Annotated in this window: 9 protein-coding genes; 2 read left to right on the top strand and 7 right to left on the bottom strand. The window is 44.8% G+C overall.

What is annotated here, in order from left to right:
- Window positions 1-119: 119 nt before the first annotated feature.
- Together AC5ZC7_RS07790 and AC5ZC7_RS07785 are read left to right on the top strand one after the other, a co-directional pair.
- A complete protein-coding gene (locus tag AC5ZC7_RS07790; protein ID WP_496163044.1) occupies window positions 120-1,226 on the top strand; it encodes a WD40/YVTN/BNR-like repeat-containing protein in 1,107 nt (368 codons plus the stop codon).
- Window positions 1,227-1,468: 242 nt separating this feature from the next.
- A complete protein-coding gene (locus tag AC5ZC7_RS07785) occupies window positions 1,469-3,865 on the top strand; it encodes a TIM-barrel domain-containing protein (RefSeq protein WP_496163045.1) in 2,397 nt (798 codons plus the stop codon).
- 687 nt (window positions 3,866-4,552) lie between these two features.
- On the opposite strand, the gene AC5ZC7_RS07780 is transcribed toward AC5ZC7_RS07785, so the two are convergent.
- The 7 genes from AC5ZC7_RS07780 to AC5ZC7_RS07750 form a co-directional block, all read right to left on the bottom strand.
- Window positions 4,553-5,155 (bottom strand): toxin-antitoxin system YwqK family antitoxin, encoded by a 603-nt coding sequence (locus tag AC5ZC7_RS07780; RefSeq protein WP_496163046.1) that lies wholly within the window; start codon window positions 5,153-5,155, stop codon window positions 4,553-4,555.
- 105 nt (window positions 5,156-5,260) lie between these two features.
- Window positions 5,261-6,169 carry a DUF4382 domain-containing protein gene (locus AC5ZC7_RS07775; RefSeq protein ID WP_496163047.1) on the bottom strand — a complete coding sequence of 303 codons (909 nt, stop codon included), beginning with the start codon at window positions 6,167-6,169 and terminating at the stop codon, window positions 5,261-5,263.
- A 261-nt stretch (window positions 6,170-6,430) separates the two neighbouring features.
- On the bottom strand, window positions 6,431-8,365 hold the full coding sequence (glgB, locus tag AC5ZC7_RS07770) for a 1,4-alpha-glucan branching protein GlgB (RefSeq protein WP_496163048.1): 1,935 nt from the start codon (window positions 8,363-8,365) through the stop codon (window positions 6,431-6,433).
- 140 nt (window positions 8,366-8,505) lie between these two features.
- Complete coding sequence (locus AC5ZC7_RS07765; RefSeq protein WP_496163136.1) at window positions 8,506-9,408, bottom strand: IS3 family transposase; 903 nt, start codon at window positions 9,406-9,408, stop codon at window positions 8,506-8,508.
- Entirely contained in the window at window positions 9,324-9,878 is a 555-nt protein-coding gene (locus AC5ZC7_RS07760) for a helix-turn-helix domain-containing protein (RefSeq protein WP_496163135.1), read from the bottom strand. The genes AC5ZC7_RS07765 and AC5ZC7_RS07760 overlap by 85 nt, the downstream gene beginning before the upstream one ends.
- 89 nt (window positions 9,879-9,967) lie before the next feature.
- A complete protein-coding gene (locus tag AC5ZC7_RS07755) occupies window positions 9,968-11,593 on the bottom strand; it encodes a SusD/RagB family nutrient-binding outer membrane lipoprotein (RefSeq protein WP_496160161.1) in 1,626 nt (541 codons plus the stop codon).
- 15 nt (window positions 11,594-11,608) lie between these two features.
- Entirely contained in the window at window positions 11,609-15,391 is a 3,783-nt protein-coding gene (locus AC5ZC7_RS07750) for a SusC/RagA family TonB-linked outer membrane protein (protein ID WP_496160162.1), read from the bottom strand.
- Between the last annotated feature and the right edge of the window lie 18 nt (window positions 15,392-15,409).

Raw genomic sequence — 15,409 nt, 5'->3', positions numbered from 1 at the left:
ATAGTTATTTATTGAGTAAGCAGGTTAGGTAATCTGCAAATATATAAATCTGTACCACACTTTGTAGCAATTTTGTAATTTTCTTCCCGATAACAGATTGGGAATAAATGATATACTTTATGAAGACAAGCAGCTATTACGCCCGCTTAAACACCTTAAATTCTTTACAGTGGCGCATTACCGCTAACAAGCGCGGGCGCATGGCTTACCGGGTGCTCCTGGCCATGTTTTATTTCGGGTGTGCCGGTTTACCGGTGGTAGCGCAACAGCAGGCTGCCAATTACCAGATTAACGTCATTGCACATCCTCCTACGAAAAGTATCCGGGGCCTCAGTGTGGTAACTAATGATATTATATGGGCTTCCGGTACCGGCGGCCAGGTAGGCAAAAGCACTGACGGCGGTGCTCATTGGAACTGGACAGTGGTACCAGGTTGCGATAGTTGCGACTGGCGCTCACTTTATGCTTTTGATGCCCGCAAAGCTATTGTCCTGAATGCCGGTGCTCCTGCCAATATTTTTTTAACGGAAGATGGAGGTACGTCGTGGAAACGGGTATACTACGATGACCGCCCGGGCATTTTCTTTGACGCCATGCAGTTTTTTAATGACCAGGAAGGTATCGCCATTGGTGATCCTTTAGCGGATAAATTTGTGGTCATTCGCACGCATAACGGTGGTTTGTCCTGGGAATCCGATGCAGCCGGCTCCTCTCCCACGGCTACGGCAGGAGAATCTATTTTTGCTGCCAGCGGCACCAGTATGGTCACCTTTCCGGGGAAGAAAGTGTATTTTGCCACCGGTGGCAGCGTAGCACGCCTTTTTGTATCCGGTAATAACTGGCAGGCCTATACGATTCCCGTGATACAGGGTACCAGCACCACGGGTGCTTTTTCCATTGCATTCCTGGATAATCAAACGGGGATTGCCGTAGGCGGTGACTATAAGCTTGATACCGCCCGTAAAGGTAATTGTATGCTCACCAACAATGGCGGTCGCACCTGGTATGCACCTGTTACTGCTCCGGGCGGATTCCGCTCCGGTGTGACGTACATCTCACCCAAATTATTAATAGCTACCGGCACATCCGGCACTGATATTTCCGAAGATGGTGGCCGCAACTGGAAAAGCGTGGGTGGTAATTTTAATGTGGTGGCCCGGGCCAGAAAAGGAACCAAAGTATTCCTGGCGGGAAAGGATATTGCCCAATTAAGCAGTAACCGGTAACTGCTAATAAAAAGGTGCTCCTGGAAAGGTGCACCCATTAAAATAGGTTAAAGCAAAAAGTAAATTTATTGATATGAAGTTAATAAGTAATTTATTCATTACACAGTATTTTTTGTCAAGCAAGCGATTTAAAGGGTAAACGCAGAAATATGGGCATCTAACGCGAATAGACTATAACTACTCTGATTTTTTATGTAATTTAAGACCTGTTAGATATTACCAGGGATCCAGAAAAAGAGATTATGCAAGTTGAAACCTCCTCAAGTAAATACGGCGCCAAGCACTATCCCGATAGTATCAGGGAATGGAAAAAAGAAGGAAATTACTTTTGCTTTTATACTACCGAAACCATACTGGAAATAAGGGTCATTGCCGATAAGATCATTCGCTTCAGATATGCTGCAGACGGCACTTTCCAGCGAGACTTCTCCTACGCTACCAGCGACACACTCGAAGAATCTCCTATCTCCTTTGGAATCAAGGAATGGGAGGAGACTTTTGAGATATATACCGATGCGCTCCGGGTGTTTATTGCCAGGGATAATCTGCGCATCACCATTTCCGATAAGGATGGAAAAGTAATCAACCAGGATGAAATGGGTTACCACTGGCAGCATTACCTGCTAAAGGGTGGTAAAATCCAGTATTGCAGCAAGCTGGTACAGGAAGGCGAATGTTTTTATGGTTTGGGAGATAAGCCTACAGAGTTGAATCTCCGGGGCAAACGATTGGAAAATTATGGTACAGATGCATATGGCTACCAAAAGGATACCGATCCACTTTACCGCAATATCCCCTTCTACTATGGCCTGCACCATGGCATTGGCTATGGTATTTTCTTCGATAACACCTTCCGCACCATTTTCGATTTTGGCAAGGAAAGGGAAGATGCATGCAGCTTTTGGGCACGCGGCGGAGAAATGAACTACTACTTTATTTATGGCCCTGACCTGCTGGAGGTGGCCGAATCTTATACTAAAATCACCGGCACCCCGGAACTCCCCCCGCTGTGGGCATTGGGATACCACCAGTGCCGCTGGAGCTACTACCCTGATACGCGGGTAAAGGAAATTGCCAAAGAATTCAGAACCCGGAACATTCCCTGCGACGTGATCTACCTGGACATCGACTACATGGATGGCTTCCGCTGCTTTACCTGGAATAAAGAATGGTTCCCAGATCCGGTTGGCCTGATTAAAGACCTGGCGGCAGAAGGGTTCAAAGTGGTGGTGATCATTGATCCCGGTATCAAAGTAGATCCCGACTATAGCGTATATAAAGAAGGTATCAAAAACAACTACTTCTGTAAGCGGGCCGATGGCGCCCTGATGGAGGGAGATGTTTGGCCGGGCAAATGTGTATTCCCTGATTATACCAACCCGGAAGTCCGCGAATGGTGGAGCAGCCTGTTTAAAAGCCTGGCAGAAACCGGCGTACGTGGTGTGTGGAACGACATGAACGAACCGGCAGTATTCGAAATGGGCTCCTTCCCGGAAGACGTACGCCATGACTACGATGGAGAAGAAGTGAGTCACCGGAAAGCACATAATATATACGGTCACCTGATGAGTAAGGCTACGGCTGCCGGCATGAAAAAATACCTGATGCCGCACCGCTCCTTCCTCATTACCCGCTCCTGCTATTCAGGTGCACAGCGTTGGTCTTCTGTATGGACCGGCGACAATGTATCCAGCTGGGAGCACTTATGGCTGGCCAGCGTTCAGTGTCAGCGTTTATCCGTTTCCGGTATTTCTTTTACCGGTAGTGATATTGGTGGTTTCATCGGGGAACCGGACGGAGAACTTTACACCCGCTGGATTCAACTGGCTGTATTTCATCCGCTGATGCGTACCCACTCCGCCAGCAATGAAACTGGCTTTAACCAGGAGCCATGGAGCTTTGGGCCTGATTACGAAAAAGTAGTGACTAAGTTTATCCAATTAAGATACCGGCTGTTACCTTATTTATATACCACCTTCTGGCAGTATGCTACCCATGGTACACCGATGCTGCGCCCACTGGCCTTTGTGGCACAACAGGATGCGGCCACCCATAACTGCTCTCACGAGTTTATGTTTGGGGATGCTTTGCTGCTCAGTCATGTGAGTGAAAAAGGCATGAAACAAAAATCTGTTTACCTACCGGCCGGCAACTGGTATTACTTCTGGAATGACCACAAATATACCGGCGCCCAGGCAGTAACGGTAGATACCCCGCTGGAGGAAATGCCGCTGTTTGTAAAAGCAGGTGCCGTGCTGCCACAATTCCCGGATATGCAATACACGCAGGAAAAGCCCGTAACGGAGATGCTCCTCCATGTATATTATGGCGACCAGGAAGTTAAAAGCGTATTGTATGAAGATGCAGGTGATCATTATGGCTATAAAAACGGGCAGTACAATGTTATCCGCTTCAGACAACAGTCTACACCACAGCAATTCCATCTGAAGAAACAGTTTTACGTGAATTATGAAACGTCCTATACGCACCATCGCATTACTGTACATGGCCTGCCGTTTAAACCTGTTTCATTGCTGATAGATGGACAAACGATCGCATTATTGCCAGAAAATCTGCTGGCAGACCATACCGTATCCTTTTTGGCGCCAAGAAATTTTGAAGAAATTATGATGAGTTGACAGGCAGCTAAGGTAGGTTGCTAAATGGAAAAAGAAAAGGCACTTCAGATAGAGATCTCGCGCCGGTTTCATAACCTATGCCAACTTTAGAGATACGAAAGTAGATGCTAAATCTGAGTGTACAAAATGTCTGTAGCCCTGAAAGGCACAATGAACAAAATGAATAGGTTGTTAACATTGAATTAAGAATGTCTAACTAACATTTAAAAAAATATTCATCGCAAACCCTTTACAACAGGGGATTGTAGAAGAAAAAATCAATTTAGCAACTGCTTCAGATAGGTATCCAAACAAACGGCGCCACGCGGAAAATCCACGTAGCGCCGTTTGTTTTTGCGTGTAGCGAACTACAACACTTTTTAAATATTTTGATTAATATAAAACAGACAGGAAAATAATCGATGTTAATGCACAAAACACCAAAAAGATAAAAATGGCCCTGAACAGGATCTCCATTTTGTCAGTCGCGTTATAGTCTATTCCGTGCAATTCTTGCGGATTTTCTCCGTGGTTGATACTTAGGCTTTTCATACAAACAAATTAAAAGGATTAAGCGATAAAAAATATTCGTGGACTTGGGGTTCCAAAAGATCAACATCCTAAAATGAAATTACAGAAAAAAAGCTAAAATGGACAAATCTTTTTGTTCATTTTAGCTTTTCCGCTGTTCATTTCTAAATAAAGTAATTATCCTTTCTTCTTATGCCGGCCTTCATTTTCATGAGGCAGCTGCAACACCGCCTTCTTCACCGGGGGCGCCGCCTCCGTGGTGCTATCTCCCAACTCCCCGGCAGTAACGGTTTCACCACGTTTGTAATATTCCTTTACCATTTTACCAGTTTCTTCATCATATAATTTCCATACCCCGTTACGCACAGAATTTCCCTTGCGGATAATTTCCGTAGGTGTTTCCACATTGGTGACCGGGTCAATAATCATAATGGTATCCCGCTGCCCTTCTACCTCTGTAGAAATGTAGGCGCCTTCCTCACTTGGTTTTCCATTGGAATAAAAATACCGGCAATAGCCGTCCAGCACATTATTCTTAAAGGTTTCTTCGGCTATTAAATTCCCGATAGACGTTGTTTTTTTCCACACCCCCTCTTTACGGTCGTTCTTATAGGTGCCTTCCCAGCTATAGCCAGGTTCTCCCCTGATTTCTCCTACTTCCTCCACCCAACGCCCCTGCTTCCGTCCCTGTGCATCGCGCTGATTGGTTTTCACCTGTGCTACACAGCTGCCGATTACCACTATCTGCAGCAATAGGTATAAAAACGCTTTTTGTATCATCTTGAAATCTTTTGCACAAGTTAAATATTTTCCACATATAAAAAACATCCTGCTGCCGGCGAATAACCGCCAACAACAGGATGCCATAGGGTTTATCTCAATAATTTATTTATGCAACTGAATATCGCCAACCCTGGTGTCTTTACCACGTTCTACCTTCACATTGGTAATGGTAGTGTCTTTGTAACCATTGGAAGCATTTACAAATACATTCCAGTTGCCTACTTTCAGACCACGTACTTTATAATCACCATTTCTCCATGGCAGCGCATATAAAGTATCATTATTATTGTTATACACAGAAATCACCGGATAAGCATCCCATGGAGTTACACGGCCAGAGAGGCTGCCCATTTTCAGGATGGTAAACACATTAATATACGGTCTGAGAATGAATTGTCCTCTCCAGGTTTGGATGATAGACCGTTGAACATCAAAGTCTAACCACAGTTGCAGGTCGTCGGAAGTCAGCTGATCCCACTCATCATGACGCACCCTTACAATAATTTTTGTTTGACCAGATACAGATTTCAACGGATAGGTTACGCCATTTTTCACCAGGGAATTCTGGTCACCAACGGTAATACGGATACGCTCCATGGTGCCTTTGTGAACATGACCACCAGCTAACAGCGTATCAGCGCCGTTACGCAAGGTCAGCACATCGTAGATACCCGGATGAATACCTAATGAATCCCATGCCTGGCAAGTATCCGGCTTAGGCTTTCTGTCGTGGTCGGAATCCTCGTCCCACCAGCATCTGTCTCTATCGTTCCATCCTTCGTCGTCTATTTTACCACACGTATCTACCAACACTTCCACTTTCCGAATGTCCAATAATACCTTGTCGAAAAGGCCCGGATCATCAGAAAGGAACAAGCTCACTTTTTGTTGATTGGCCGACGTATTGGGGGAGGAAGCTGAATTATCCTTTTTACAGGCTTCCATTATGGAAAAGGCAACTACAATTGCCATTGCTAAACCAAGCCCCGGCTTGCGGAGAAAGTTTTTCATAAATGAATGGTTTTTAGTGTCTAATAAAAATATATGGTTTGTACTGATTTGGCTGAACGATTACGCATTATATCAAACGTTCCATCCTTTGGCATTATTGCTGTTCCGGAGCAGTCTGATAATAGATAAGATTAAAACCGGAAAGTTTAAAGGCAACAAAAATTTAGCCGAAAAAAAAGGCCTGTCTCTTGCGAAACAGGCCTCCGGCCTATAATTACATTATTTTTAATACGGAATAGTATACCAGGATGACGTTCCTGCCTACTGCAACTTCAGTATCGTTGCCCCCAATGGTGGCAAACGTAAAGAAAGCGTATAGTCTCTACCGTTATACGTTTGTTTCACTGTTCTTAATACCCCTGTATTCACCACACCACTTCCATAATATACCGGTGCATCGCTGTTCAACACTTCCACCCACGCTCCCGCTACCGGTAAGCCTACCAGGTAGTTCTCTCTCACTACCGGTGTCATGTTCAGCACCACCAGTAACACATCTCCCGGCTCTACGCCTTTTCTGACATATCCCAATACACAATTATCATAATCATTTACGGTTATCCATTCAAATCCAGCGGGATCAAACTGCTGTTCATATAACGCAGTAGCACTGGTATACAATCCGTTGAGATCTGTTACAAATGCCTTCAAACCTTTGTGGGTGGCATATTGCATCAGGTGCCAGTCTAACTCGCCTTTGAAGTTCCATTCTGAAGTTTGTCCAAACTCATCTCCCATAAACAACAACTTCGTACCTGGATGCGTGTACATATAACTATACAGCAAACGGAGATTGGCAAACTTCTGCCAGTCATCTCCCGGCATTTTATACAACATCGGCGATTTGCCATGTACCACTTCATCATGGCTCAACGGCAACATGAAATTTTCGCCGAAAGCATATACCAAACTAAAAGTCAGGTCGTTCTGATACCACTTACGATGAATCGGATCCTTCTTAAAATAATCCAGCGTATCATTCATCCAGCCCATCATCCATTTCATCCCAAAACCCAATCCCCCCATAAACGTAGGCCTGGACACACCATAATGCGAAGTGGAATCTTCTGCAATGGTTTGAACATCCGGAAACAACGCATAGATGGTTTCATTTAATTTTTTCAGGAAACTAATCGCCTCCAGGTTTTCATTGCCACCCAGTTCATTAGGTACCCAGGCATCCCGTTGCCGGGAATAATCCAGGTGAATCATAGAAGCAATGGCATCCACCCGCAAACCGTCGGCATGGAACCGATCCAGCCAGAACACGGCGTTACTCAGCAGGAACGACCTCACCTCATTACGCGCATAATTGAAAATATAACTGTTCCAATCCGGATGGTACCCCTTACGCATATCTGCATATTCATACACATGTGAGCCATCGAAGCGATACAATCCATGGGCATCATATGGAAAATGCGAAGGCACCCAGTCGAGGATAACGCCAATATCAGCCAGGTGAAAAGCTTCCACCATTTCCATGAAATCCTGTGGCGTACCATACCTGGAAGTAGGTGCAAAATAACCGGTGAGCTGATATCCCCAGGAACCATCGAACGGATGCTCCATCACCGGCATCAGTTCCACATGGGTAAAGCCCATTTCTTTCACATAAGGTACCAACATCTCTGCTATTTCCTGGTAAGAATACACCCGCTCCGGATCAGTTGGATCCGGCCGGCGCCAGGAACCCAGGTGCACCTCATATACTGCAAAAGGACTGCTGAGCGAATTACGCTTCGCCCGCTGGCTCATCCACTTCTTATCATCCCACTCATAATCCAGCGGATACACAATGGAAGCCGTTTTAGGGCGTACTTCCCAGTAATTGGCGTAAGGATCTCCTTTCATCAGCTCCTCTCCACTATTCGATCGGATAAAATACTTGTAAAGCGAACCCGCTTTTACCCCGGGTACAAATCCCTCCCAGATCCCCGAGTTATCCCAACGGGGCAACAGGGTATGACTGTAATGGTCCCACTCATTAAAATCGCCCATGACAGCTACGAAGGCCGCATTCGGCGCCCACACTGCGAAATAGGTTCCGTTGGCCCCCTCCACCTCCATGGGGTGTGCACCAAATTTTTCGTATAACCGGTAATGTGATCCCGCCTGAAAAAGGGTAATATCCGTGGAAGAAAATAGGGAAAACGGTTCAACATACTGTAAAGCGCGATTAGTATCTCCGATCATAGTAACGTGTGAATTGGATGTGTTCTAAACAAGGTAGTTAAATTTTGGGAAAATGGGGGATCCCGGGAAACAGTTATTTTAAAAAGAAAAGAGGCTGCCTTATTTTGAAGTGAACCCAAAAGTTTAGACAGCTTTTTTGATTAAGCGGCTTGAGTTCGGTATTGTACTGGGCTCAAGCCGTTAAGTTTTTGTTTGATTCTGTCGTTATTGTAATAGTGAATATAATTGACAATATTCTTTTTAAGCGTTTCGATTGATGTAAATTTTTTCAGATGGAACATTTCAGATTTCAGAATGGCGAAGAAGCTTTCCATAGCTGCATTATCCAGGCAATTGCCTCTTCTTGACATGCTTTGCCTTATTCTTCTTTTTCGCAGCCTTTGTTGATACCCTTTCATTTGATATTGCCATCCTTGATCAGAATGGAGGATCGGTCTGGATTTTTCAGGCAACTTTTTTAGCGCCATTTCAAGCATATCCATAGTCTGATGGAACGTTGCCCGTTTCGATAGGGTGTAGCTGATTATCTCACCATTGTAAAGGTCCATAATTGGCGATAAATACAACTTTTTACCTGACACACTGAACTCCGTTACATCGGTCACCCACTTTTGATTAGGCTTCCGGGCGTTAAAATCTCTATTCAGCAGATTCCGGGCAATTTTTCCTTGCTGCCCTTTATAAGATTTGTACTTCTTCCTTCTAACAAGGCTTTTTAGACCGCACTCTTTCATTAGTCTGGCAACACGTTTATGGTTGATTTGCATCCCACTGCTCTTTAGAGCATCCGTTATTCGGCGATAACCATATCTACCCTTATGTTGACGATAAATAGCTATTATTGACGTTTTAACGTGATTATCCTTATCAGGTTGTACCGATTTTTTCAAGTAATAGTAAAAAGTACTCCGTGCCATCCCCGCTACTTTTAGCAATATTTCCTGATCGTAGGACCGCCTTAATTCCTGGATGGCTTTTGCTGCCTGGCTTGTGCTTTGGCAGCTTTTTCCTGCTGAATTAAGGCGTCTAACTTTTTTAAAAATGCAAGCTCTGTGCGCAAATACTCGTTCTCTGCCTGCAAGGCAGCAAGCTTTTCCGCTTCGGGGTTAGACGCTATTCTAGTGGTCTTTTTTTTCTTATTAGGCATTGCTGACTTTTTTCTACCTCTGTTTTCCATCAGTAAACCGCCTACTCCCTGGCTTTCATATATCTTTAACCAACGGCCTACTACACTGTCGTTAGCAATACCAAAGAGTGCTGATGTCTGCAATAAAGATAGGTGCTTTTTTAGCATATATTTTATAACCCGAACTTTAAATTCGCCCTCATAGCTGCCAGAGCGAAGCAACAACCCCTTCTTCCCAAACTGATTGTAAAGATTTACCCAGCGCTGAATACTCTTGTCGTTTCCTCCAATTTTACGTGCTGCAGAAGCCAGAGAATCCTTACCAGAGATCACCGACTGTACTGCACATATTTTTTGTTGATAACTGTATTTGATTCTTTTATTCATAAAAAATGCCCCCTAAAAGTGTCTAACTTTTAGGGGGCACTTCATTTCCTGGCAGCCTCTTTAATTGGTCACTATTCTGATTTACGTAGTTATTGCATCCAGTATACTTTTTGGGCTACCTGCTCAACGGGGGTAGCGCCATTGGTGGCTTTCTTCCAGTTTTCGTGGTTATTTACGTTTTCATCATCCGGGTAAGGCAGTTTATTGAAGGTACCCGGATTATAAAGTGGATCTTTAGGCGTCAGCCCGGTCCTTCTCACAATTGCCCAGGACTCTGCCGGCTGGAACATGGTAGCCAACCAGGCCTGCGTGGCAATTTTTTTCAATGCGGCAGCATCATCAGCGCCGTTATAAGCCACCGCCGGGTGATTGATAAATGCGCTCATCTTCGCGGCATTCGGTACAGGCGGCTTTTGTAACCATATCGGCGACTGCTGCGTATAGGCATACCAGAAATCAACAGATGCCTTTAAGCCCGCTTCGTATTCCGTTTTTGCCAACGCCGTATTTTTTGCAACGCCCATACCCCGCTGGTAAATTTCCGCTTTCAGGAAATGTACGTCCGCCTCAGTGATCACCAGGATAGGATAATTAACACGGTCGTACGCGATGAAGTAATTGAACGTGGCAAATTTATTCTCCGGATCACTTCCAATTGCCTTTCTTTCTGTTCCATTATCAAACGGGCGCCCTCCATCCGGTACAGAGCCATCCTGTGGCTGCGGTACCCATTTGTTGTCGTTGTTGGTCATAAAGAATACCACGCACCGGGGATCATAGATATCTTTACCGGAAGGATCATTGGAGGAAGACATCTGCTTCCATACATTACTGCTCATCCGGATATTGGAAATAGACAACTCCCGGTAAGAATCCCATTTGCTGCTCATCGACCCCAGGATATTGCCAGAGGCGCCGGCAATAAGATTAGGCCATAAACCAAAATTGTCATTTTGCAGGGCCGTGGGCGACTGGCCCGCCGGCAAAGGCTTGTTACCATTCAGGATATCTGTAATAATACTGCTGGCTAACGCATTTTCTTTATTATAGAGTCTAACGGCATAGCGTAAACGCAATGCATTCGCAAATTTTTTCCAGGCAGTAAAATCATTCTTCAGGTAACTCTCGAAAGCGCCGATACTGGTTTGTGAAGGATCCGCGGTAATACTATCCGCTGCATTTTTCAGGTCCTGTAATACGCTTTTATATACATCCGCCTGGGCATCATAAACAGGGCGATAATAGCCTACCCCGTCGCGCGCCTTTGAGGCCTGAGAATAAGGAATATCTCCATAGTAATCCAGCATACGCAATGTTTTCGATGCCATCAGTACCGCTGCCATATGCCGCACATTATCAAAAGTCTGTGGAGTAGGCTGTTCTGCAATCTTTTTCAGCAATGCTTTATAAGTAAGTAAATCCGGATAATATTGGCTCCAGAAAGTACCGGCATAGTTAACATAAGGCGCCACCGTATTCTGACAAGCCTGTTGATTGGTCATCGGGTAAAGGAGGCTTACATTAAGCGCATCATCTCCATACTTACCCAATGAAGATACCAGCCCGTTAAATAAACCAGGAACGGAAGCCGTTTGCTCATCCGCCTGTTTATATGGCTTATTAATTTCGTCAAAGTCTTTGGTACAGGCGCCCATTCCGAGAATGGCAGTACCTACCAGCATACTATATATAGATCGTTGTATATTCTTCATCATGGAATGTTTTTGGTGTTATAAAGAAGCTTTCACGGTAAAACCAAAGGAACGGATACGCGGCATAGAGGAATACTCAATACCCTGTACGTTACCAATACCGTTTACACCCTCTGGATTAAGTCCTTTCGGAATGGTAGTGAACAGATAGAACAGGTCTCTGCCAATCAGGGAAACGCTCATCTGCTGAAGCACCCTGGTTTTCTTCACCCATGACTGTGGTATCTGATAAGTTAAAGCCACCTCGCGCAACTTCATCCAGCTGTTCTGAAATACGGCAGCAGAGCGGGGCACGCCCAGGTGGTTCCAGGAAGTATAGGTGGAGAGGTAATACCATTGATAACTTACCACATCATTATTAGGTTTACCATCTGCAAATACACCACCGAAATTCACACCAGTGTTTGCTTTGGTTCCATCAGGATATACCATCGGCAATCCACCGCCATCACGCTCTTTCAGGGTTTCATTTAGCAATCCATTTCCCATGGCAGCCGCATAAGTACCGAAATAAGTATCGCCTCCAAACTTCCCATCCATCATCAGGTACAACGACACGTTCTTATACCTGAAGGTATTGCCAATACCACCCGTTAAAAATGGTTGTGAATTACCAATAGGCACTTCTTTGTCTGTAAGCACCCACTGCGTACCAGCAACATAGTTTTTACCTTCTACATCATAATTCAATAAAGCACCCGTTTTAGGATTCACCGCCCGCTTTACTACTTTCTCGCCATTCAGGTACGTATAGTCTTTACCGTAGAGTGTACCATAATTATCTCCCACTCTCACCCGCTGGGAAACACCGCTACCGCCAAAAAAGGTACCCAGTGTCAACTCTTCAATACCATTGTCGAGCGCCAATATTTTATTCTGTGCATGTGCACCATTAACAGACACATTCCAGGAAAAATCTTTGGTGCGTACCGGTGAAGCAGTGATCACAAACTCAATTCCCTTATTACCCAGCGAGCCTCTGTTCAACTGAATATTATTAAACCCGGAAGAAATAGGCAGCGGATTAGTCAATATCTGGTTGAAGGTTTTCATGGAATAAGCAGTGATCTCCACATTCAGGCGACTGTTAAACATCGCGGTACTTAATCCAATTTCGTATTGGCGACTCCGTTGTGGCTGTATCCCCTGGAATTTCAACATAGAAGGATAAGTTTGCGCCGCCTGCTTATTAAAAGCTGCGGTATTCAGTACGTTGAAAACAGAATAAGGATCTGTATCGCTACCTGTTTCAGCATAAGACAATGTCAACTTTCCGAAATTCAACCAGGAAATGTTGTGCATAGCTGCGATACCATCTGTAAATACATAACTTAAATTGGCAGATGGATAGAAATAAGCATTGTTTCCTTTAACGAGTGTGGATGACCAGTCATTTCTGCCAGTCACCTGCAGGAAGAGGTAGTTATGATAAGAAAGGTCGAGGAAGCCAAAAACGGAATTAATCTTCTTGGCAAACCGTGTTTCTTCTGCCGGATCTGGCGCGTCTGCACCATTATTTAGCGCGAAAATGAAAGGATTAATAAACTCTCCGTTTGTTTTGTTACTTACAGTGTAGTCTTTCCGGTAGTAAGATTCTCCCCCTACCGTAAAGCTGGCATTGAACATTTTAGTAAAGAGCCCGTCCTTATATATTCTCGCCATCGCATTCAGGTTACGGCTTAAATTGCGGGACATGGCTTCTTTATAAGCGCCGGTAGTTCCCTGTATGTTCTTGGGATATTCCCGGATCTCTGTTCCATCACTGGAATTATCAACGCTTCCCTGTGCAGTTAAGGTTAACCAGTCGGTCAGTTCCGATGTCAGCCGTATACCGCCTATTAACTGGTTACGATTAAACACCGTGTTATTCTTATAAATGTTCCAGTAAGAATTAGCCATATAAGAATAATAAGGATACTTCGGTGAGCCGGCGGGAAAGTTACTGCTGTTCGTAACATCCCGTTGGGTTCCATTCAAGCCGAAGTCATTTAACGCTTCTACATCCGAACGGTAGTCGCGGGTGGCCGCGTAGGAAAAGCCGGCCATAAAAGCACCGGCGCCTACGGGTGGGGTGTTCAAACGTTGATAATTTATATAACTACCAGTAATATCTGCAGCTAATTTCTTACTGATCTTCAAACTGGAGCCAATGTTGAAGGTGTTGTTCCTGTAATTACTGTTGAGAATATTGGCCTTACTGTCATCCCTGGTATAGGAAAAACGTACGGTACCCACGTCACCACCACCGGAAACAGATACGCTATGCTGACTTACATTCCCATTTGGAAAAAATGGTTTCCAGTTATCTGGTTGTGCAGAATAAGGACGCGTTACACCATCATACCATAAAATATCTTTATCGTCGAAGCGCGGCCCCCAGGAAAGCCCGCTGGGAAAAGAAAACAAATCCCAGGCCTGCGTACTGTTGTTATAAGGCAACATACCATAGGCGCCGGTCTGATAATCTCCTGCTACAGCGGTACCCGTGTAAGTACCTATCTGTGCACGTTTGTTATTAATTAAAGGGAATTGCTTTTCCTGGTTGGCAGTCCACAGGGAACCTACTAATCCTGAACCATATTTGTTCTGGAAATCCAGGTACTCATAAGCTTTCGTGAAACGATTGGAGTAAGAATAATCCACGCCTAATCCTTTTCTCTTTTCTCCTTTTTTGCGGGTTACCAGGATCACACCATTTGCACCTCTTGCCCCATACAATGCCGCCGCAGCAGGCCCTTTCAGTACCGTCACATCCTCAATATCTTCCGGGTTAATGAAGTTGAGCCCCGTTCCCCAGTCGTTGTAAGAAGAAACATCAGCTCCCTGTTCTGTACCAACAGCCCCTCCGCCACCATTATTTTTATTGTTGTTAATAGGATCATTGTTTAAGGCTACGCCGTCTACAATAATCAGTGCCCGGTTATCGCCGGTAAGCGTGGTGTTACCGCGGATCACCAAACGGGAAGAACCGCCTTCCACCCCACCGGATGCCTGGCTGATATTTAAGCCGGCTACTTTACCCATCAACCCCTGTGCAATGGTAGGCGCCTGGGCTACCGTAATATCATTTCCGGTTACTTTCTGTACCGCATATCCCAGCGAGCGTGGGCTGCGTTTCACGCCCATAGCAGTTACCATCACTTCTCCCAATGCCTGCTCATCTGTTTCCAATATAACAGCATAGGTAGATGCTGCTGTAACCGGAATTTCCTTCCGCTTAAATCCAATTCCCGAGATCACCAACACTTCTCCCTCATTCACTTCCAGCGAAAAATTGCCGTTCGTATCTGAAGTAGTTCCTTTGGTAGTACCCTTAATGGCAATGGTAACACCCGGAACAGTGCTACCGGTGGCATCTTTCACGGTACCTTTTATAGGTCGTGCATTGGTGCCATCCATGCTTTCTGACAGGAATACCGCAATATCCGCATCATCGGACTTTTCTTTTTTCAATACAATCTGGTTACTGATCGCTTCAAAGCGTATATCAAACGGCGTGAATAGATCAGCAAATACTTTCCCCAGTTTTTCTTCTTTGGCCGACAACGAAACTTTCTCTTTTTCCGGTATCGTATTACGGGTATAAGAAAACTTCACATTCGCCAGGGTACTAATTTTATTTAATACCAAACGGAATGCTTCATTATTCACAGAAAGGGAAATCCTTTTTTCTAAAATACCTTGTTCTGTCAACGGCTTTGAAGCCGCACCCGCGGGAAAGGCCAACGTCAGAAAATAGGGTATCAGGGCTGCCTTCATAAAGAAAGACATCGTGCTACAATAAAAGTGAAATTTCTTCATAACTAAAACGATTAAGCG

The sequence above is a fragment of the Chitinophaga sp. 9-1-y genome (genome assembly GCF_059511905.2).
The sequence above is the reverse complement of the archived record's forward strand: the minus strand, read 5'-3'. Positions and strand labels throughout refer to the sequence as shown.

Excerpts from the sequence above, each read along its gene's own strand:
- AC5ZC7_RS07750 (WP_496160162.1), bottom strand. The coding sequence starts at position 15,391 with ATGAAGAAATTTCACTTTTATTGTAGCACGATGTCTTTCTTTATGAAG.
- AC5ZC7_RS07775 (WP_496163047.1), bottom strand. The coding sequence starts at position 6,169 with ATGAAAAACTTTCTCCGCAAGCCGGGGCTTGGTTTAGCAATGGCAATT.
- AC5ZC7_RS07790 (WP_496163044.1), top strand. The coding sequence starts at position 120 with ATGAAGACAAGCAGCTATTACGCCCGCTTAAACACCTTAAATTCTTTA.
- AC5ZC7_RS07755 (WP_496160161.1), bottom strand. The coding sequence starts at position 11,593 with ATGATGAAGAATATACAACGATCTATATATAGTATGCTGGTAGGTACT.
- AC5ZC7_RS07780 (WP_496163046.1), bottom strand. The coding sequence starts at position 5,155 with ATGATACAAAAAGCGTTTTTATACCTATTGCTGCAGATAGTGGTAATC.
- AC5ZC7_RS07760 (WP_496163135.1), bottom strand. The coding sequence starts at position 9,878 with ATGAATAAAAGAATCAAATACAGTTATCAACAAAAAATATGTGCAGTA.
- glgB (WP_496163048.1), bottom strand. The coding sequence starts at position 8,365 with ATGATCGGAGATACTAATCGCGCTTTACAGTATGTTGAACCGTTTTCC.
- AC5ZC7_RS07785 (WP_496163045.1), top strand. The coding sequence starts at position 1,469 with ATGCAAGTTGAAACCTCCTCAAGTAAATACGGCGCCAAGCACTATCCC.